21 protein-coding genes are annotated in these 19,461 nt (G+C 69.7%); 15 read left to right on the top strand and 6 right to left on the bottom strand.

Annotated elements, in window-relative coordinates; genetic code table 11:
- Positions 1-251: 251 nt before the first annotated feature.
- The 11 genes from ACFSXZ_RS07795 to ACFSXZ_RS07845 all read left to right on the top strand — a co-directional run bounded on the left by ACFSXZ_RS07795 (position 252) and on the right by ACFSXZ_RS07845 (position 11,595).
- Complete coding sequence (locus ACFSXZ_RS07795) at positions 252-1,097, top strand: class II fructose-bisphosphate aldolase (RefSeq protein WP_378262834.1); 846 nt, start codon at positions 252-254, stop codon at positions 1,095-1,097.
- 348 nt (positions 1,098-1,445) lie between these two features.
- Entirely contained in the window at positions 1,446-1,997 is a 552-nt protein-coding gene (locus ACFSXZ_RS07800; RefSeq protein ID WP_378262914.1) for an LmbU family transcriptional regulator, read from the top strand.
- Between the two features lie 137 nt (positions 1,998-2,134).
- Positions 2,135-2,524 carry a hypothetical protein gene (locus ACFSXZ_RS07805; protein WP_378262836.1) on the top strand — a complete coding sequence of 130 codons (390 nt, stop codon included), beginning with the start codon at positions 2,135-2,137 and terminating at the stop codon, positions 2,522-2,524.
- 13 nt (positions 2,525-2,537) lie between these two features.
- The gene (locus ACFSXZ_RS07810) at positions 2,538-3,878 is read left to right on the top strand and encodes a B12-binding domain-containing radical SAM protein (RefSeq protein ID WP_378262838.1); all 1,341 of its coding nucleotides are present in this window, start codon (positions 2,538-2,540) and stop codon (positions 3,876-3,878) included.
- Complete coding sequence (locus tag ACFSXZ_RS07815; protein WP_378262840.1) at positions 3,872-4,918, top strand: TOMM precursor leader peptide-binding protein; 1,047 nt, start codon at positions 3,872-3,874, stop codon at positions 4,916-4,918. Before ACFSXZ_RS07810 ends, ACFSXZ_RS07815 begins: the two co-directional genes overlap by 7 nt.
- A complete protein-coding gene (locus tag ACFSXZ_RS07820; protein ID WP_378262842.1) occupies positions 4,915-6,249 on the top strand; it encodes a YcaO-like family protein in 1,335 nt (444 codons plus the stop codon). Before ACFSXZ_RS07815 ends, ACFSXZ_RS07820 begins: the two co-directional genes overlap by 4 nt.
- Positions 6,250-6,425: 176 nt before the next feature.
- On the top strand, positions 6,426-7,220 hold the full coding sequence (locus ACFSXZ_RS07825) for a SagB/ThcOx family dehydrogenase (RefSeq protein WP_378262844.1): 795 nt from the start codon (positions 6,426-6,428) through the stop codon (positions 7,218-7,220).
- On the top strand, positions 7,213-9,414 hold the full coding sequence (locus tag ACFSXZ_RS07830) for a hypothetical protein (protein WP_378262846.1): 2,202 nt from the start codon (positions 7,213-7,215) through the stop codon (positions 9,412-9,414). The genes ACFSXZ_RS07825 and ACFSXZ_RS07830 overlap by 8 nt, the downstream gene beginning before the upstream one ends.
- On the top strand, positions 9,360-10,277 hold the full coding sequence (locus tag ACFSXZ_RS07835) for a Rieske 2Fe-2S domain-containing protein (RefSeq protein ID WP_378262848.1): 918 nt from the start codon (positions 9,360-9,362) through the stop codon (positions 10,275-10,277). The genes ACFSXZ_RS07830 and ACFSXZ_RS07835 overlap by 55 nt, the downstream gene beginning before the upstream one ends.
- 141 nt (positions 10,278-10,418) lie before the next feature.
- On the top strand, positions 10,419-10,721 hold the full coding sequence (locus ACFSXZ_RS07840) for a hypothetical protein (protein ID WP_378262850.1): 303 nt from the start codon (positions 10,419-10,421) through the stop codon (positions 10,719-10,721).
- A gap of 163 nt (positions 10,722-10,884) precedes the next feature.
- Positions 10,885-11,595, top strand: a complete 711-nt coding sequence (locus tag ACFSXZ_RS07845; RefSeq protein WP_378262852.1) for a class I SAM-dependent methyltransferase — start codon at positions 10,885-10,887, stop codon at positions 11,593-11,595.
- Here the strand turns inward: ACFSXZ_RS07845 and ACFSXZ_RS07850 are convergent.
- Positions 11,550-12,752, bottom strand: coding sequence for an amidohydrolase family protein (locus tag ACFSXZ_RS07850; RefSeq protein ID WP_378262855.1), 1,203 nt, complete (start codon positions 12,750-12,752; stop codon positions 11,550-11,552). The genes ACFSXZ_RS07845 and ACFSXZ_RS07850 overlap by 46 nt on opposite strands.
- A 456-nt stretch (positions 12,753-13,208) precedes the next feature.
- On the opposite strand from ACFSXZ_RS07850, the gene ACFSXZ_RS07855 reads away from it, so the two are divergent.
- Genes ACFSXZ_RS07855 through ACFSXZ_RS07870 form a run of 4 tightly spaced genes read left to right on the top strand, consistent with a single transcriptional unit; the run spans position 13,209 to position 15,293 of the window.
- Positions 13,209-13,451, top strand: coding sequence for a hypothetical protein (locus ACFSXZ_RS07855; RefSeq protein ID WP_378262857.1), 243 nt, complete (start codon positions 13,209-13,211; stop codon positions 13,449-13,451).
- A 5-nt stretch (positions 13,452-13,456) separates the two neighbouring features.
- Positions 13,457-13,615, top strand: coding sequence for a hypothetical protein (locus ACFSXZ_RS07860; protein WP_378262859.1), 159 nt, complete (start codon positions 13,457-13,459; stop codon positions 13,613-13,615).
- A complete protein-coding gene (locus ACFSXZ_RS07865; RefSeq protein ID WP_378262861.1) occupies positions 13,612-14,388 on the top strand; it encodes a hypothetical protein in 777 nt (258 codons plus the stop codon). The genes ACFSXZ_RS07860 and ACFSXZ_RS07865 overlap by 4 nt, the downstream gene beginning before the upstream one ends.
- Positions 14,385-15,293, top strand: coding sequence for an ATP-grasp domain-containing protein (locus ACFSXZ_RS07870; protein WP_378262863.1), 909 nt, complete (start codon positions 14,385-14,387; stop codon positions 15,291-15,293). Before ACFSXZ_RS07865 ends, ACFSXZ_RS07870 begins: the two co-directional genes overlap by 4 nt.
- On the opposite strand, the gene ACFSXZ_RS07875 is transcribed toward ACFSXZ_RS07870, so the two are convergent.
- The 5 genes from ACFSXZ_RS07875 to ACFSXZ_RS07895 are packed head-to-tail and all read right to left on the bottom strand — an operon-like array spanning position 15,287 to position 19,404.
- On the bottom strand, positions 15,287-16,363 hold the full coding sequence (locus ACFSXZ_RS07875; RefSeq protein ID WP_378262865.1) for an adenosine deaminase: 1,077 nt from the start codon (positions 16,361-16,363) through the stop codon (positions 15,287-15,289). The genes ACFSXZ_RS07870 and ACFSXZ_RS07875 overlap by 7 nt on opposite strands.
- A gap of 35 nt (positions 16,364-16,398) precedes the next feature.
- Positions 16,399-17,187 (bottom strand): 2-keto-4-pentenoate hydratase, encoded by a 789-nt coding sequence (locus tag ACFSXZ_RS07880; protein ID WP_378262867.1) that lies wholly within the window; start codon positions 17,185-17,187, stop codon positions 16,399-16,401.
- Positions 17,184-17,900: an alpha/beta hydrolase family protein gene (locus ACFSXZ_RS07885; protein WP_378262869.1), complete on the bottom strand. Its 717-nt coding sequence runs from the start codon at positions 17,898-17,900 to the stop codon at positions 17,184-17,186. The genes ACFSXZ_RS07880 and ACFSXZ_RS07885 overlap by 4 nt, the downstream gene beginning before the upstream one ends.
- Positions 17,900-18,877, bottom strand: coding sequence for an amidohydrolase family protein (locus ACFSXZ_RS07890; RefSeq protein WP_378262871.1), 978 nt, complete (start codon positions 18,875-18,877; stop codon positions 17,900-17,902). Before ACFSXZ_RS07890 ends, ACFSXZ_RS07885 begins: the two co-directional genes overlap by 1 nt.
- Entirely contained in the window at positions 18,877-19,404 is a 528-nt protein-coding gene (locus ACFSXZ_RS07895; RefSeq protein WP_378262873.1) for a 3-hydroxyanthranilate 3,4-dioxygenase, read from the bottom strand. The genes ACFSXZ_RS07890 and ACFSXZ_RS07895 overlap by 1 nt, the downstream gene beginning before the upstream one ends.
- Positions 19,405-19,461 lie beyond the last annotated feature (57 nt).

Raw genomic sequence — 19,461 nt, forward strand, 5'->3', positions numbered from 1 at the left:
GCCCGGCCTTACGCGGGCGAAGTCGATCTCGACGAGGCCGGCCGCCAGCGGCCGGGAGTGCTGATCGAGCGGTTGGAGTAATTACTTGTGCCGACCCGCGGCTGTCAGAGTGACCACAGAGCGCGCCCTTTCTTTCCGCTATCGGGGCGGCAGGGCGCCCATTCGCTTGACGTTACGTGTGTTGGTAAGGAGCGCCCTGTCGACACGATCGCGTGGGCGCGCAAACTCGCGGAGAGGTTGGAGGGTCGGCGGTGACCTTGGTTCCGACAGCCGAACTCGTCGCCGACGCGGTCGCCAGGGGCGGCGCGGTGGCCGCGCTCAACGTGATCACGCTGGAACACGCGGAGGCGATCTGCGCGGCCGCCGGCGCACGCGGAGTTCCGGTGATCCTCCAGATCAGCCAGAACGCCGTGCGGTACCACGGAAACCAGCTCATGCCGATCGTCGCGGCGACCGCCGCGGCCGGCCGGCTCGCCACGGTCCCGGTCGCGCTGCACCTGGACCACGTCACCGACGAGGAACTCGTCCGCCAGGCGGCCGCGGCCGGTTTCAGCTCGCTGATGTACGACGCGGGAGCACTCCCGTACGAGGAGAACGTCGAACGGTCCGCCCGGGTGGCCCGTGCCGCGCACGCGGCCGGGCTGTGGGTGGAGGCCGAACTCGGTTACGTGGGCGGAAAACCCGGCGCGCCGGCGAGCGCGCACGCGGCGGGCGTGCGCACCGATCCGGACGAGGCCGCCGACTACGTCCGGCGCACCGGCGTGGACGCGCTGGCCGTCGCCGTCGGCAGTTCCCACGCGATGACCACCCGCACCGCGAACCTCGACACCGAACTGATCGCACGGCTGCGCGCCCGGCTCGACGTGCCGCTGGTGCTGCACGGTTCCTCCGGGGTGCCGGCCGGGCAGCTCAGTGCCGCCGCCCGGGCCGGAATTCGGAAGATCAACGTGGGCACGGCGCTCAACGTGGCGATGACGGACTCGCTCCGCCTGACCCTCGCCGGGGACCGGCGTCTGGTCGACCCTCGCAAATACCTGACTCCGGCTCGCGATGCCATGTCGGACACGGTCGGCCAATTGCTCGACGCGCTGCCGTAGCGCCGGCGGATCATTCGGGCAACCCACGACCGTAGCAGGACAACGGCGCCGTCAACCGGCCCCGCACAAGGGAAATGCCGGATCAGGCGATCGGCCGGCCGATGGCACTTGATCTGCCTTGACACGATCTTCGCACCGCGGGATTCTCGTCGCGAGGCCGGGTATTTCTTCGGAGCAGGGCACGGGTGAGCGCCCGCCGCGCGAATTGTTCGCGGTCCGTCGTTTCGGCAGGGGTCGACGCATTATCGGGGGGAGTTTATGGGGCGAGCCGGGGAGAGCGCGCCGGAACAATATGATGTACACCTCGGCACCTCGAAGGCGACGCGCCGACCATGCGGAGGGATAGCGATCTCCACGGTCGGCCTCACCTTTCCGGTGAACACCACCTACGAGGAATGGTTGCGGGCAGGCGCGCAGATTTCACGGATCGTCAATTCGTCGGCGTGGTGCCTCGGCGACTGGCTGGTGCGCGGCCAGGACCGCTACACCGACCGCTACCGCCGGGCGATCGACGACGTGGGCCTCGACTACCAGACCCTGCGCAACTATGCCTGGGTGGCAAGGCGTTTTCCGCAGGAGCGCCGCCGCGCGCCGCTCAGCTTCGGCCATCATGCCGAGGTCGCCGCGCTGCCCGGACCCGAGCAGGACTATTGGCTGAATCAGGCGGACAATCGGGGATGGTCCCGTAACCAGCTCCGCAGGCAACTGCGGGAGAGCCGTCGCCGTGAGCACGGCGAGACGGGCCCGCTGGTTCCGTTACCCCGTTTGGTCGTGGGGCGTGAGCGCATCGACCGATGGCGTAGCGCCGCGTTACGCGAAAAGAGCGAATTCTCGTCGTGGCTGGTCGCCAAATTGGACCAGGCCGCGGCGAACGTGCTCACGGAATTCGATACGGACTAGCGCGTGTCCCGCCGGCGGGACAAGGCGTGCGAACTCTTTCCTTTCGCCGCCCGGCCCCGATACGGTCGGCACGCCGCTCGGGATTCCCTTCCCGGTATTCGCATTATTCGATACATCGACACACAGGAGTGGACAAGATGCCGAATTTACCCGACAGCGCGACCGTGCCCGAATTGGCCGCGGAAATCGGCGCCAGCCCGGCCGAGATCGAAGCGCTGCCCGAGGACGTCAAGCAGCTGACCAAGGGACAGTTGCTGGCACTGTGGGGCGCCCACGACACGCGGGGCGCCGTGCAGGCCTACAACAGTCATCACGGCCAGTTGCTCCCCACGCCGAACGCCGCCGGGCCGGACGCGCCGCTGCATCTGTCGTTGCAGGACGTCACCGCGCTCCAGCAGCTGTTCAGCGCCTCCCGGGTGCAGGCGGCGGTCGGCGGCGCGGCGCATCCGGCCGCGCACGCCGATTTCAGCATTTCGTGCTGCTGTTGCACGCCGTGCTGCACCTCGGCGACCCTTCTGGCGGAGTAGAGCACCGGTACCCATGCGCATCCTGCTGATCTGGCCGCTCGCCCGTCTCGAGCCGGAATGGAATGCCGACCTCGGCGCCATTTCCGAACCGCTGTGCCTGGAGTACCTGGCCGCCGTGGCGGCCGAGGACGCACACGAAGTACGCATTCTGGATCTCCGGCTGCACCCGGACGAGCTGGACGCCACGCTGACCGGGTACCAGCCCGATCTGGTGGGTGTCACGGCGTACTCGATGCACGTCTCGGCCGCGCTGGCCAGTTGCCGCCGGGTCCGCGAGTTGCTGCCCCGGGCCCGGACCGTGATCGGCGGGCACCACGCGACCTTCCTCCCGGAGGACTTCTTCACCGGCGCGGTCGACTACGTGGTGTCCGGCGAGGGCACGGGCCCGTTCCGGCGGCTGCTGCGGCGGCTCACCGAAGGCGGCGATGCGCAGGGGATTCCCGGCCTCTGGTCCCGGGTGGCGGGCCGGTTCACCCTCGGCGGAGAAGAGGAACCGTTCGAGGTGGACGGCCTGCCCCTCCCGGACCGGTCGATCACCGCTTCCGACCGCTCCCGGTACTTCATCGACTGGATGCGGCCGGTGGCGCTGTTACGCAGCACCGTGGGCTGCCCGTTCCGGTGCAACTTCTGCTCGCTGTGGCAGCTCATGGGCGGGCGCTACTACATGCGTTCGATCGACGCGGTGGTGGCGGAGCTGGCGGGCATCGAAGAGGAATTCGTGTTCCTGGTGGACGACGAGGCGTTCATCCACGGTCCGCGGATGCGTGAGCTGGCCGCCGCGATCGCGGCGGCCGGTATCCGCAAGCGGATGTTCGCCTACTGCCGCATCGACTCGTTGCTGCGCAACCGGAAGGTGCTCGCCGCGTGGCGGGAGATCGGCCTGGAACGGATCTTCGTGGGAATCGACGCGATCACCGAGAAGGATCTGGCCGGATACCGCAAGAAGGTCAAGGTGCCCCAGATCGAGGAGGGCCTGCGGGCCGCCGACGAACTGGGCATCGAGATCTTCGCCCAGTTCGTGGTGAACACCGACTACCGCCGCGAGGACTTCCGGCAGCTGGTGCGCTTCATCGAGCATCACCGCATCCGTTATCCCACCTTCACCGTGCTCACCCCGCTGCCCGGGACCGAACTGCTGGCCACGTTCGACGACGTGCTGGTTCGCGGCCCGGACGGCAGACCGGACTGGGACGCCTTCGACTGCCAGCACGCGGTGACCCGCACGCGGCTGCCGCCGGAGGAATTCCACGCCGAATACCGCAAGCTCTACCGGATTTTCCGCGACCGGCCGGGCGAATTCCGCGCCCAGCACGAACTCTGGCGACCGCGGCCACGAAAGGTATCCACATGGTGAGCGAACCCCGGCTGGCCATGGCCGGCCTGCAGACCATCCCGTTGCCCTCGGCCGTGCTGCTGCGGCGCGGCGCGGTCGAGGTGAAGATCACCGGCACCGGTGCCGGGGAAGTGGTGCGCGTGCTGCTGTCGGCGTTCGCGCCACCGGGCGCCACGCCGGGCGAAGTGTGTGCCCGTTTCCCGGAACGCGACCGGCCCGCGGTGCGGAACCTCGTCGACGAACTCCGGCAACGCCGCCTGCTGCTCCCTGAGGACGTGGTGGCTGAGCCGGAGGACGTGGACGCCGCGCGCCGCGATGTCTTCCACTGGCATTTCGGGCAGCAGGAGGACACCGTGCGGGGGTCGCTGTCGTCCCGCCGGATCACCGTGATCGGCGTGAACGCCGTGTCCGCCCGCCTGCTTCCCGCGCTGTCCGCGGCCGGTGCCGCGAACGTCGAGCTGATCGACTTCCCGCAACTGCGCAACATCGCGTTGCGGCCGGAGGATGTGAGCACCGGGCAGGCCGCCGAGGCGGGTCCGGACTGGTTGGAAGGGGCCGACGCGGACACCGTCGGATGCGTGGTGGCCACCTCGGATTTCGGCCCGGTACCCGGTCTGCGGCTGTGGAACCGGTTCTGCGCCGAGCGGAGGATCCCGTTCCTGCCGGTGGTGCTGGACAACCTGATCGGCACCGTGGGCCCGCTTTTCCTGCTCGGCGAGACACCATGCTACGAGTGCCTCCGCGCCCGCGCCGATTCGCATGTGGACGATCTCCAGGCCCGCCGGGAGATCGAAAACGCCGCCTTCGAAGGACAACGCTTCGCGGCGCTGCATCCGGCGGCCGCGACGATCCTGGCGGAGTTGAGCGCGGTGGAGCTGACCCGGTGGTTCGGCGGCGGGCGGCCCTTGACGCGGCAGGCGGGCACCCTGGTGGAGGTCACCATGGCCGAACCGGCCGTGGTGACGCGCAAGGTGCTTCGTGTCCCGCACTGCCCGGTGTGCGGGCCGGCCACCACGCATTCGGCGAGCACGGTGTGGCTGACCGAGGTGGACCCGCGATGAGCGTGCTCGGGGCGGACCGGCCACGGCTGGCCGAGGTGATCGACGACCTGGTCGACCCCCGGGTCGGGCTGCTGGCTTCGGTGTCCGAAGTGCACAAGGACGCGGGGGCGCCGGAGTTCTTCCACTATTCCGCCAAGGCGGCCAACACCGTGGGGCTCGCCGGGCGGGAGAACTTCCGGCACACCGGGGGAGCGGCGGCGCGTCGTGAGGACGCGGTGGTGAAGGCGATCGGGGAGGCGATCGAGCGTTACAGCTCCGCGTGGTACCGGCCGGCGGAGCTACCGCTGACCACGCACCGGCAGGCCGATTTCGACGCGGTGCCACCGGAGGAGTTCGCCCTTTACCGTGCCGGACAGCTCGACCGGCCGGACTTTCCGGTGCGGCCGTTCACCCGGGACACCACCCTCCGCTGGACTCCGGCCCGCGATGCCCGCACCGGCGCCGAGGTCCACGTTCCGGCCGCCCGGGTGTACATGCCGTACGAGTGTGACCCGCGCACCGGGGACACCCCGGTCTGCCAGCCCATTTCCACCGGGCTGGCCTGCCACGAATCCTTCGCCGCGGCGGCGCTTTCCGGGGTGTGCGAGGTGATCGAACGCGACGCGATCACGATCGTCTGGCAGGCGATGGTCGCGCCGCCGCAAATCCGCGTGGAGAGCCTGCCGGACGAACTGTACGACCTCGTGGCGCGGTTCGAGCGGACGGCGGCCGAGGTGACCCTGTTCGACGTCACGCTCGATCACGGCGTTCCGACCGTGCTGTCGGCCTTGCGCGCCCGGCACGACGGTGGGCCCGCACTGGTGCTGGCCGGTGCCGCGGCCCCGAGCCCGGCGACGGCGGTCCGCAAGAGCCTGGAGGAACTGGCGCACACCCGCCGGTACTCGCAGTTCATCCGGACGCGGTCGCCGCGGCTGGTGCCCGATTTCCCGGACCACCGCGACGTCACCGGGCAACAGGATCACCTGAACTACTGGTCCGACCACGCGAATCTGCCCCAGGCGGAATTCCTGTTCTCCTCCGGTGAGCGTCGTGACTTCGACGATCTCGCCGATCCCGGAAGCGGTGACGCGGAGCAGGACCTGCGGATGGTGTGCGAGCGGGTCTCCGCGACCGGTGAACGCGTGTTGCTGACCGAGCTGACCACCCCCGACGTCGCCGGACTCGGGCTGTCCGTGGTCCGGGCGGTGATTCCGGGCTTCCACCCGTTGCAGCTCGGCCATGTGCTGCGCGCGCTGGGCGGGACCCGTCTGTGGACCGTTCCGCAACGACTCGGCCATCGCGGCATCGAACCCGGCACCGGGGACAACCCGTCCCCGCACCCCTACCCGTGAGGAAACCACCGACTATGTCGACGCGCGGCTGTCAAAGCGACCGGAGAGCGCGCCCTCTTTGTTCGCTATCGGGGCGGCAGGGCGCCGATCCTCCTGACGTGACCCGCGCTGGACAGGAGCGCCCTGTCGACACGATCGCGAGGGCGCGCAAGGCCGCGGAGAGAGAGGAAACCACCATGACGCGTTCTGATCTGTGGGACCAGTTGACCGGTCCTGCCGAACCGGAAGAGAAGCTGTGGTGCCTGTTCCACGAGAACTCCAAGGTGACCCGGTCCTTCCTGGCACTGCCCGACGAGGTGGTGGCGGCGAGGATGCGGGAGCTGACCGAGGCGCTCGGGTACGACCACTATCCCGCGACGCGACTGCCGGAGCCGTCCACAGTGGACGCTTCACTGGGCGAGGTGATGCGGGACAGGGCCAGCGCGCGGGACTTCCGGCCCGCCTCGATCGGGCTGACCGAACTGTCCGCGCTCCTGCGTCACGCGTACGCGGTGAACCGGAAAGGTGACGTCCGGTCCTTCCGCACGACGCCGTCGCCGGGCGGGCTGTACCCGCTCGAGCTTTATCTGCACTCCACCAGAGTGGACGGTCTGCCTTCGGGACTGCACCACTACCACCCGGTGCGCGGCGAGCTGCGCCGTCTTCACGAGGGGGATCTGGCCCGCGATCTCGCGTCCTGCTTCGTCCAAGGAGAGATCGTCTATGACGCGACGATCCTGATCTTCCTCACCGCCTGGTTCGAGCGGGTCACCTTCAAATACGGCGACCGCGGGTACCGGTTCGCGTTGCTCGAAGCGGGTCATGTGGCCCAGAACCTGAATCTGGCCGCGGCCGCGCTCGGCCTGGGCGCGGTGAACCTCGGCGGGTTCTTCGACCGGGAACTCGACGACGTGCTCCGTCTGGACGGCGTAACCGCGTCCACCCTGTACGCCGTGGCCATCGGCGTGCCCGGGGAAGAATCCGATGAATAGTCCGCACCGCCACGTCGCCACCCTGCGCGAGCTCACGCGGTTGCTGGCCGAGCACGGAGGTCCGGAACGCTGCCTGCTGGTGGACCTCGCGCTAGGATCGTGGTATCCGCACTCGGCCGCCCGCCAGCTGGCCGCGCAACTCGGGGTGGCCACGACGTTGCCGGCCCTGGCGTATGGCGAGCATCCCGGCGGTGAGCACGACATCCGGTACGGGGGACGGATCAGCGGCGGCATCGACGTGGAAGCGGCCGGCGACGCCGGGATCCTTGCCGCCGCACGGCTCGCGGACGAAATCTCCGCCGCGATCGACGCGGAGACGACCGTGTTGGTGCTCGTTCCACGCCCACCCGGTACTGTGCCGTTCGTTACCGATCCGACCACAGCCAGGGCGGAAACGGGTCTCTACCAGCAGGTCGGTCGCGGACCGCATCCGCCTGCTTTTGGCCGGATCGGTCACTGGGCGCACGAGGACGAGTACTTCCTCCGCTTTCTGCGAAGGCGGCTCGGCGCCGGTCGCCGGGTGGTCCTCGTCGGCTCCGGCGGGCTCGCCGATCCCGGTCCCGAACCGTTCGGACTGATACCCGGCCTGCTGGACCCGGTGCTGGCGCTGGCCCTGCGTGCCGACGCCACCGCGCTGACGCACCTCCCCGCGCTGCGGGGCGGCTTTCTCCCGGTACCACCGGAATGGCGCCCGGCGGGACCTGTCACGCCCGCGTGCTACGACGCGCTGGCCGCGCGGTCCGGTGGAGTGTCCTGGCTTCGTGCCTACGCGCAGTACCACGGCGACCCCGGAGCGGCCGAGGTGAAGGTACTGGCCGGACAGGGCTGGTCGGCGTTGCGGGAAGGCGCCGGTGGGCTCGCGGTCCGCCTGGCGAGGCGCGCGGTTTCGTGCGCCCGTAACCCGCTCGAACGCGCGGCGCTCCTTGCCGGCCTGCAGGCCATGCACATCGCGCTGTGCCGGTACGCCGACGCCGCCTCTGCCGAAGATCCAGGTCAGGACTTGCCCGATCCGCTGCGCGGGTTCCTCTCACAGGCCAAGGGCTGGGGCTTGACGATGTCGTCGGATGCGGCGGAAAACGCCCGCGCGGAAGGCTATCTCACCCAGGCGCGGCGGCTGCTCGGCGACTCCGTGGGCGAGCGGGAACTGTTGTACCTCGGCAACATCACCGCGCTGGCCCGGCTGAAAGCGGGCCACCCACGGCAGGCACTGGCCGATGAACGCGAGATCGAACGGCGCGCGGCCCGGCTCCGGCCCCGCGACCATCGGCTGGAGTACGTCAACGCGATCAACCAGGCGCGGCTGTACCGCAGGCTGGGTGACCATCCGGCCGCGCGGCGGTACTACCAGCGCGCGTTCGCGACCGTGGACGGCCTGCGCACGGACAGCGACGCCGTACACGCCAACGTCTGCCTGGCCCGGGTGGCCGGCGCGGCGGGCCTGCCGGACGAGGCCCGCCGCTGCTGGCTGCGCGCGGCCCTGCACTGGTTGTCCACCGAGGTCCCGGAAGCGCTGGCCTGGCGGGTGGTGACCGCGATCGCCGGGCACCGGGACACCCCCGACATCGTGACCACCGTGGCCGAGGCGCTGGCCGACCGGCTCGAGGCCCCGGCCCCGGGCGGGGGAGCGGCACCGGAGTTCGTCCGGCATCGCGACGGGGACCCGCCGCCGCGATGGGCGGCGATGGGAAACGGTTGGAGCGTCTTCGGTGTCCGCTCATCGCCGCGGCCACCGGTACGGGATTCCGGACCGGACACCCTGCGCCGGCTCCGGGAGCGGGTGCACGCCCTGCTGCTGGCCGACTGCCCGGACCGGCGGCTGGCGAACGCGGATCTCCTCGCGGTCCCCGACAACCAGGGCCGGGAACTGCCGGTCGCCACGGGCGAGCTGATCGGCGCCGGACTGCTCGCCGGCACCCGGACCTTCCTTTTGCCGGACGGTGTGATCGAACTGTCCGAACCGGACGCCGCCGCGGTGACGGCACGCTTCCGGTTCCGGATCGGGCCTGCGGTGGCCCGCATCGACTCCGACCGGACCGTCCACTTCAGACGGTACCGGCCACCGCTGAGGCTGGGCCCGAAGCCACGGCGGGCCGAACTGATCGCGGCCAGGGTGCTGGTCGCCGAACTCCCGGAGGACGCATGGAAACGGGTTGGTACCAAGCCGCGTTCGAGCGAGAACTGTCCGACGAGCTGACCGCGACGGATCTCGGTCCGGTGCCGTTGGTGCTGGTCCGCACCCCGGACCGGATCCGCGCCTTCGACGCGGCCTGTCCGCATCGTGGCGCGCATCTGGCGCACGGCGGCAAACTCGACGGCGCCGCCATCGTCTGCCCGTTCCACGGCAAGCGGATCCAGCTCGGCCCGGTCGGCCGGTACCGGGCCCGGGAACATCAGGTGCTCGGTTACGGCGGGATGGTGTTCGTCGGCCTGGGCGAACACTGTGACAACGGTTTCGCCGATCTGCTGGACAAGCTCACGGTGTCGCACCTGTTCATCCCGGGGTTTTCGCTGACCGTCGAGATGGCCGCGGACTGGGTCATCGAGAACGCGTTCGACGGCACGCATTTCCGGCCGGTGCACGGAATCGGCAACGAACCTTCGCTGGAAGTGGTGCCCGCCGGACTGGGTGACGAGCTGACCTTCGCGGTGCGCGGTGTTTTCCTGCTCCCTCCCTCCCCTTGGCGGCGCACCGGTGGAAAACCCACCGAAGTACCGTTCCTGGCGAAGGCTTTCAGCCCGCATGTCGTGGTCACGGAAATCGGTGGTCAATTCCCCTATACCGCGATCACGGCGGCCACCCCGCTGCCCGCCGGCGGCTGCCGGATCCGGTTCTCGGTGGCCGTGCTCGCCGACGGGCAGGAGTCGTTGCCCACCGAGCAGGCACGACGCTACTACCGCTATCTGCTGGAGAGCAGCCGGGCCGGGATCGAGCAGGACATTCCGATCTGGGAGCACCTCCGGCCGGTCGAACCGGACTACGACAGCGCCGACCACACGGTGATCGCCTTCCGCGAGTTCTGCGCGAAATTCCGGACGGAACCGCGATGCGCGTCGTGACGCGGTCCACCGCGAAATCGTGGGCAAGGCCGTCGAATTGACCGGATGTCAATTTCGGAATGCCGCTCGTGCCCTCACCGGACCGGCCGGGAGAAAACTGCTAAGGTCATTGCCGGACACGGCTGGCGAAAGGGGAGCGTCGTGACTTTTCAACTGTTCGGCGGAGCGGCTGTCACCCTACCGGTGAAATGGCGATCCGAACGATCTTTCACGGTCATCGGCGGGACGCGGGTGACCGCGCCCGAACCCGGTGACAACGCCCGGCTGAAGGTGACCTCGGTGCTCGGCTCCATCCGCGTCGTGGTGCCCGCGGGCACCCGGGTCACGCTCGAGGGCTTCAGCGTTGTCGGCGGCCGGGAAAATCGCGCGGTCGCCGGCGACGGACCGCCGATCACGGTGTCCGCGTCCACCTTCTTCGGCTCCGTGGTGGTGGAAGCGCGGTGAAGCCACTTATGTCAACGCGCGCCTGTCGAGGTGACCAGAGCGCGCGCCCTTTCTTTCCGCTATCGGGGCGGCAGGGCGCCCAACCGTTCGACGTGACCTGTACAGGGAAGGAGCGCCCTGTCGACACGATCGCGGTGGCGCGCAAACTCGCGGAGGAACAGCGGTGAAGCGGCCGTTTTTCGGGATCGACGCCCCGCCGATCGTCGTGGGGTATGGCCTGTTCGGCCTGGCCGGAATCGTGCTGATCGTGCTCGAGGCCGGATTCGGGGCGCACCTGGCGGGAGTCGGCTACTGGATGGCCGCGGTGGGCCTGCTGACCAGCGGCGCGATGCTGCACAGCTCGCTGCGCGGCAAGATCCGGCTGCGGGACCGGCTGCTCGCCCGGCTCGATCTCCAGCCCGAGCACGACGTGCTGGACCTCGGCTGTGGCAGCGGACTGATGCTGCTCGGCGCGGCGGTGCGCGCGCCGAAAGGGATCGCCACCGGAATCGACCTGTGGCGCGGGGTGGACCAGGCCGGTTCCAACCGGGATCGCTGCCTGCGCAACGCGGAGATCCTCGGTGTGGCGGACCGCGTTCGGTTGGTCGACGGCGACATGAGCGAACTGCCCCTCGAAGACGATTCGGTCGATGTCGTGCTCGCCACCCTGTCGATTCACAACATCCACGACCGGTCGAAGCGGGAACGGACCGTGCGCGAAGCGGCGCGCGTCCTGCGCCCGGGGGGCACCCTGGCGATCGTCGACTTCACCCGGACCGCCGAATACGCGCGCACCGCGGCGGACGCCGGTCTGTCCGAAGTGGACCGCTCCGGGCTCCGGTGGTCGATCTACCCGCCGGTGCGCGTGGTGACCGCGCGCAAGCCACGCCGGTAGGCGGCGCGGTCGAACCGCGCGCCCTTGCGCCAGATCGCGGCGATCGAGCGGGTGGCGGTGATATCGGTGGTCGGGTCGCCGTCCACCAGCAGCAGATCAGCCTGGTGCCCGGCGGCGACGCGGCCACGCCCGGCCAGCCGGAAGATCTCGGCGGGCCGGGCGGTCGCGGCGGTCAGCGCCTGTGCCGGACTCAGCCCGGCGGCGACCAGGAGTTCGAGCTCGCGGTGGAGGCCGGCCCCAGGCGCGGCGCCGGGGTTGGGGGTATCCGTCCCGGCCAGCAACGGAACGCCCTGTTCGTGCAGCCGGCGCACCGACGCCAGGGCGACGTCGATCTCAGGCCGTGGCGTGCCGGCGGTCAGGCCGGCTCTTCCGGCCGGGTGCAGATAGGGACCGATCCGCGGATCCGCCGCGAGGTGGCCGCCATCGCACCCTTCGTGCATGGTCAAGGTGGGTACCACCGCGGCCGAAGCCGCCGCGGCGGCTTCGGCGAAGGCTTCGTCGGCCGGACGGTCGGCGAAGACGTGTGCCAGCACGTTCACCCCCGCGTCGAGCGCGGTCGTGGCGGCGGCCAGGGTGCTCACGTGCGCGACCGAGAGCACGCCCGTCTCGCTCGCCGCCCTCGTCAACGCCCGCACGGCTGCCGGGGACAGGCACGGCACTTCCCGGCCGTACTGGACGCCGTCCTCGATGATGATCTTGACGTAGTCGCTGCCCTCGGCAAGCCGGTCGTGGACGAATCCACGCGCCTGCCCCGGGTGGCCCAGCGTCGGAAACGGCGGGTAGATGCCGCGCGTGGTGAGAACCCACGGATACCCGAGCGGCGCGGTGGCGCCGGTACCGGCCGAGCGCACGTCCGCCATGCCGGCGTTGCCCGCCGCCTCGGCACGCAGTCGCGCGGCGATGGCGGGGCTGGAGAACATGTCCAGTTCGGTGGTGACCCCGAAGGCGAGCGCCTGAACGGGACTGCCGGGGAACGAGTGGGTGTGGCTGTCGATCAGGCCTGGCAGCAGCGTGCGGCCAGTACCGTCGATGATCTCGGCGTCGGCCGGGGGCACCCCGGTACCGACCCATTCGATCCATTCACCGCGCACCAGCACCGATCCGCGGTCCAGCACGCCGGTACCGTCGAAGATCCGAACGTCCCGGATGAGCGTCACGTCCTCCAACGTCGCAGCTCGCCGCGAAAATGACAACGATCCTCGCGCTGCTCACGCCGAAGGTGTGACCGCCGTGCCGAAGACCTTCGCGTAGACCCGGGTGGCCGTCCGCATCGGGCGACGCCCCGTAACGTCCGTGGTTTTTCCATCGACCTTGTGAGCGGTATTTCGAAGACCGGTGTCTTTCGAGGGACCTTGCATGCGGGGAGTTCACATGGTCTTGACGGATTTTGTCGGTGGATTTCGACACAACAGGGGCAAGCCGAGCTGCTGGCATATTGCCAACGGATTGTTCGAGCCGCGCGGCCGGTATTTCCCGTTTCGTGACCGGCCCTGCCCAAATCTTGACTTCCGCGTTGCTCCGAATAGGTACAGCGGGACGAACCGGCGTTGACAGACTTATCGGACGGTGTTCCGATGAAACACCTGCAGGGCGTTGACCTGGGGAGGGATCGAATGGCTGGGAATGCTTCGAACAGGGATTTTCCCGTCGGCATCCGGAAACTGGCGGCGAACTATCTCACGCTGACGTCCCAGCGCGGGATCGCCGAGGCGTCCAGGGTCGGGTCGGAGGGCTCGGAGTTTTCCGAGGGCACCGAGGGCAGTGAGACCTCCGAACGTTCGGAGACCACCGAAACCAGCGAGACCACCGAGCGCAAGGAAACCATCGAGAGAACCTGGCCCACATCGACGAGGTGAGGGAAATGGCCGAGATTTCCTGCCCCTCGGGCGGTGAGGACGGCGCCGGCGAGGAAGGGCCGTTCATCCCCGCCGAGGCGAGGCCCGCGGTGGTCGAGGACCTCGCGCGCACCGCGTGGCAGGTCGCGGAGATCCTGCCGTTCCTGGAGGCACCCGGGCCGTGACACTCCTGGTCATCGCCCCGGAGACGGACGAGACGGCCCGGCGGTTCGCCGATTTCGCCATCGGGAACGGCGTTTCCACCGTGGTGGCGAAGGAGTTCGGCCGGGTCGGGGTGACGGTGCGCGCGGGCCGGGACGCCGCCGGCCGCGCCGAGATCACGGTCGACGGCGCCAAGGTGCGCGGTGTGCTGAACCGGGGGATCGGCGACTGGGGACGCGAACCGGACGCGGAGCGGGTGTTCGTGGCCGCCGAGACGTATGCCGCCTTCTGGGCGGCCCTGGCGCTGTGGCCGGGGCCGGTGGTCAACAGGCCGTCGGCACAAGGATTCTTTCCCCGTCTCGATCCTCTGGAACTCGTCGAGTCCGGCGATGTCGCCCCGCCGCGCACGGTGATCCTCAACGGCGGGACCGCGCCCGGAAGCGAGGTGTACCACCTGCCCGACTGGACCAGGCTGGAACCTGACGCTCCGCGAAGCCGATTCGACGTCGTGCAGATCACGAACCGGGATCCGGTCCACAGTAGCCACCTTCTGGTCGCCGGAACCGAGGTGTTCGAGATAGGCGGGGCGAAGTGGCTCGACGCCGGGACGGTCGCTGAAGTGGCTCCCGTGCTCGCCTGGATCCGGCGGCGCGGAATGGAGTTCTGCGACTTCACCGTGGAGCGGCAGCGCGGTGTGCTCCGGTTGGTGGACGTGTCGTGCTGGCCTGGCCATCACCTGTTCCCGCACCACGAGGACAGGGTTTACGCGGCGCTGCTGAACCGGCTCGGCCCGTGATCTTCTGCCTGGGCCTGGCCGCCGACCCGACCTTCACCGCCGGGGTGCAGGCCCTCAGACGGGCGGGCGCCGCCTTCCGGTCGGTCGACCTGCCGTCGCTGGCCCTGCGCGGCCGTCTGCGGATACCGCTGGAAAGTCCCGGTGACACCCTGCTCTGGCTGGACGGACAGCGGTACCGCCTCGGCGATTTCCCGGCCATCTGGTGCCGCCCCGTGGACGTCTCGGCGGCCGCGCCGACGCCCGAGCTGGCGGCGGCCGCCGCAGGCCAGTACCAGGCCTTGGCGCGGATTCTGGAGTCGTTGCCCGGCAAGGTGATGAATGCCCCGCTGCGCGAGGCCTCCGGATTCACGAAGGTTCCGCACGCGGTCGACCTCGCCGGGGTCGGCGGGTGGAAGATCCCGGAGACGTGCCTCACCTCGGATCCGGCGGAGGCGTCACGGTTCGTCCGAAGCTGCCGCAACGGCGCGATCTTCAAGGGTGCCAGTGCCGCGAAGACGTGGGCGACGGTCTTCGCGGCGAAGCATGAGCCCCGGCTACCTCGCCTCGCGCGCCTGCCGGTGCTCTTCCAAGAGCGCATCGTCGGACCCGATGTCCGGATCCACGTTGTCGGGGACCAGTCGTTCGGCGAGCTGATCGACTCGCCGGTACTCGACTACCGGACGGTGCGTGGCGTCAACTCCTACCGTCCGCTGACTCCGCCCCCGGAGATCGCCGACGGCTGTGCTCGGCTCACCGAGCATTGCGGAGTGCCGCTCCTGGGCGTCGACTTCAAGATCGAGCGCGCGACCGGTGCCTGGTTCTTCCTGGAGGCCAACTCGATGCCCTGTTTCGAGGGCTATGACGAACGCGCGGGCGGAGCCATCTCCCGCGCCATCGTCGACTGGCTCCGCGCACCCGGTCACTGACGGGGCGGGACCTGTTCAGCGGTATCGGAAGGAGTGACTGACGGCGGTGAGGGCCGGGACAGCGGCGTAGTGCGGACATGTTCGTCGACTGCGGCGATGTGCGTGGCAATGCGGTGCTGGTCGTCGAACGACGCGCGGAAACTGTTGCGCGCCAGGGTGGCGAGGGTGGCCCGGTCCAGGCCCAGGTGCGTTCGCACGGCCTCGTAGTTGTCGTTGACGTAGCCGCCGAAGTACGGCGGATCATCGGAGTTGACCGTGACCAGCAGACCGGCCGCCACCATCGCTCGCAGCGGATGCGCCGCCATGGAGGGCACCACCCGCAACGCCACGTTCGACAGCGGACAGACCGTCAGCGGGATCGCCTCGTCACGGAGCCGCCCAAGGAGGGCCGGGTCGGTGACCGCGGCGACGCCGTGATCGATGCGGTCGGGCCGGCACACGTCCAGGGCCTCGCGGACGTAGTCGGCCGGACCGTCCTCGCCGGCATGAATCGTGGTGCGATAACCGCGCGCGCGAGCAGCCGTGTAGTAGTCGGCGAACTTGGCGGGCGGATTGCCCCGCTCCGCGGCGCCGAGCCCGATGCCGAGGATCCGGTCGCGCCACGGCTCGATCAGATCCAGGACTTCCAGCGCGGCGGTCTGTGATCGATGCCGCTGGCAGGTGATGATCAGTGCGCCGTCGATGCCGAGATCGGTTCGTGCGTCGGAGATCGCGGCAAGAACGGTGTCGATCTGCTCGGCGATCGGTACGCCGGCGTCCAGGAAGGTCTGCACGCCGAGGAACATCTCGGTTCGCCGAACCCCGTCGGCGGCCGCGCGGGTCAGGTAGGCATGGGCGAGGTCGTAGAAGTCCTGGCCACCGCGCAGCACCGAGGCCGCTTGGAACAGCAGCGGCAGGAAGTGTTCCAGGCCGGTGAACGTGTAGGCGGCGCGCGCCTGGCCGATATCCGGCCAGGGCAGTTCCACCCGGTTGCGCCCGGCGAGCGCGAACAACATCTCTGGTTCGAGCGTCCCTTCCAGGTGGACGTGCAGTTCGGCTTTGGGCAGCGTCGCGATGAACGCGTCCGTCACGAGGTAACTCCCATCCCTTCTTGCCGGGCCGCCTGTCAGCCCTCGGAGACCTGGAGAACCACGCTGCCCAGGTGGGTGAAGCGTGCGACGATCCGCATTCCGGGCTTCAGGGTGACGGCGTCGGTCAGGCCGCCGGTGAGCACGATCCATCCGGGTTCGAGGTCGATCCCCCGCTCGCCCAGGGAGTTCGCGGCGAGCGCGAGTGCTTCGGCGGGGTGCCCCTGCACCGCCGCGCCAGTGGCGCTGTCGGCCACCTGGCCGTCGATTTCGAGATCGCACGCCTCCAGATCGAGCGCGAGGCCATCCGGGCGGTGTGCTTCGGAGCTGACGACGAACCGTGCCGAGGAAGCGTTGTCCGCCACCACATCCGGCAGCGTGAACCGGAAATCGGCGAAACGGCTGTCGATGATCTCCAGGCCGGCACGCACCTCCGACACGGCCGCCATCGCGCGCGCCGCCGTGACACCGGGGCCGGACAACCGCTGTCCGAGCACGAACACGATCTCCGGCTCCACCCGGGGATGGATCAGCGTGGACAGGTCGAGGAATTCTCCCGGCCGCACCGCCATGCGATCGGTGAGCCAGGCCGTCAACGGCGAGTCGATGCCCATCCGCCGCTGCTTCGCGCGGGAGGTGAGCCCGAGCTTGACGCCGGCGATCGTCTCGCCGGCCGCGATCTTGCGATCGATGAGACGCCGCTGCACCTGGTAGGCGGTGGCCAGGTCGAGGCCGGGCCATTCGTCGGTGATCGGTCCGCGGTCGGTGCGCTCTTGCTCGGCGGCCAGCAGCACCCCGGCCGCGTGGTCGACGGTCCACTCGGTCACCGGTCGATTCCTTCCAACTCGGCCAGAACGCTCGGCCACGCTTCGCTGGCCGGGTCGATGAGCTCGAAATGCGCTATGCCGGGCAGGGCGAGAAGTTTCGCCATCGGGTGCGCGTCGACGTAGGAAACGCTCTGCGACACCGGGACGCCGGTATCCGCCGCGCCGTGGACGAGCACGACCGGGTTCGCCGGATCGCTCAGCAGCACCGGATCGAGGTCCGGCCGGGCCGAGGGCGGGCCTCCGAGGAACTCGGCCACGGCACCGTCCCCCAGCCTCTGTTCGTGTGCCAGGCCCAGGTCCGCGACCGGCGCCAGCGCGATGGTCCCGATCAGGTCGTTCACCGTGGACGCGGCCCAGAGCGCGAGATGGCCTCCGGCGGAGTGTCCCATGAGGACGGTTCCGGCGCCAGGCATCTGTTGTGGCACACGAGAAAGAGCCGCGCGAAGGTCCTCGGTGTAGTGCTCGGGCCGCCCGCTCGTCCTGCGGTACTCGATCGCGGCGACCGGCCAGCCCTCGTCCCGCAGCGCGGCGCACAGGACCCGGGTGTGCGTGCGGTCGTACTCGGGGCTCCAGAACCCGCCATGGACGAACAAGACCAGCGGTTTGCCCTCCGAGGAGGGCAGCCACGCGTCGGCCAGGTGGTCGGGCCCGTCGCCGTAGCGCAGGGTCCGGTCGGGCTCCGGCGCGGGCCGGGTCAGGATCGACCGGTCCATCACGTCCTCCCGAGGAACCGCAGGGCATTGCCGGAGGTGATCTTCTCGCGCTGCCCGGCGGTGAGGAAGCCCGCCCCCCGCACGACCGCACCCACCGGCCGTTCGCCCAGCGGGTACGGGTAGTCGCTGCCCACCACCACCTGGTCCTCTCCCAGGGTGTCGACCAGCACCCGGAGCGCGGCCGGGTCGAAGACCACGGTGTCGGCGAAGAACCGGTGCACGTACCGGCTCGGCGGCCGCTGTGACCGGCCGCGCACGATGTCGCCGCGGCGGTGCCAGGCGTTGTCGGCCCGGCCGAGCCAGAACGGGAAACTCCCGGCGCCGTGCGCGAAACACAGCCGCAAGGTCTCCGGCACCCGGTCGAACACCCCGCCGAGGATCATGGTGAGCACCGAGAGGTGGGTCTCGGCGGGCATCCCGGTCAGCCAGCGTGCCATCCACCGGTTCAGCCGCGGTCCCTCCGGCATGTCCCACGGGTGCACGAACACCGGCGCGCCCACGTGCGCGCAGTGCTCGAGGAACGTCACGATGCCCTCGTCGTCGAGATCGCGGTCGCCGACGTGGTTGCCGATCTCCACTCCCGCGTGACCGGCCGCCAGGCACCGGTCCAGCTCCGCGCACGCGGCGTCGGGATCCTGCAGCGGCACCTGACAGAACGGGAGAAAGCGCGGCTGCCCGGCCAAGGTCTCCAGCGTGAGGTCGTTGAAGATCCGCGCGATCTTGGCCGCCTCGGCGGCGGGGAGGTCGTAGCCGAAGAACACCGGGGTCGGCGAGACGACCTGCAGGTCGACGCCGTCGTCGGCCATGTCCGCCAGCCGCGTCGGCGGATCCCAGGTCTGCGGGCCGATCGGCCGGAACTCGGTTTCGCCCACCATGATCATGGCCGCGCGCTCGGAGTCGATCCGCAGCCACGGCCGGCCGGGCCCGAGGTCCGGCCAGCCGTACGGCACTAGGTGGGTGTGGACGTCGACGAGCATCAGCCCTTCCCGGGGTGCAGGGTGCCGCACGAATCGCAGGTCCGGGCCCGCTCGTCACCGTAGAACTTCTCGAACACCGGCGGCAGATCGGCCACGATGTCCCGCACCTGGAGTTCCGCCTCGTGCACGAGCGCCGAGCAGCTCGGGCAGTACCACTGGAACTTCTCGGTCGTGCCCTCCTCGCGGACCCGCTCGATCACCACGCCGATCGAACCGGGCTCGGGTCGCTGCGGCGAATGGGGCACGAAGCCGGGCAGCACCCACATCTGGCCCTCGTGGATGTCGATCCGCTTCACGCCGTCCTCGGTCACCACGTTGACATGCATGTTTCCCTTGACCTGATAGAAGAACTCCTCGTAGGGGTCGACATGGAAATCGGTGCGCTGGTTGGGCCCGCCGACCACCTGCACGATGAAGTCCTTGCGGCCGGGGAACATCTGCTTGTTGTTCACCGGTGGCTTCAGGTCCGCGGCGTTTTCGGTCAGCCAGCCGGGAAAGTGGACCGGTTCGGACAACTGCGTCATCATTCCTCCTCCTTTTCCGCGAGCTTGCGCGCCCCCGCGATCGTGTCGACAGGGCGCTCC

This window comes from Amycolatopsis pigmentata, from assembly GCF_042684065.1.
Classification (GTDB): Bacteria; Actinomycetota; Actinomycetes; order Mycobacteriales; family Pseudonocardiaceae; genus Amycolatopsis_E; species Amycolatopsis_E pigmentata.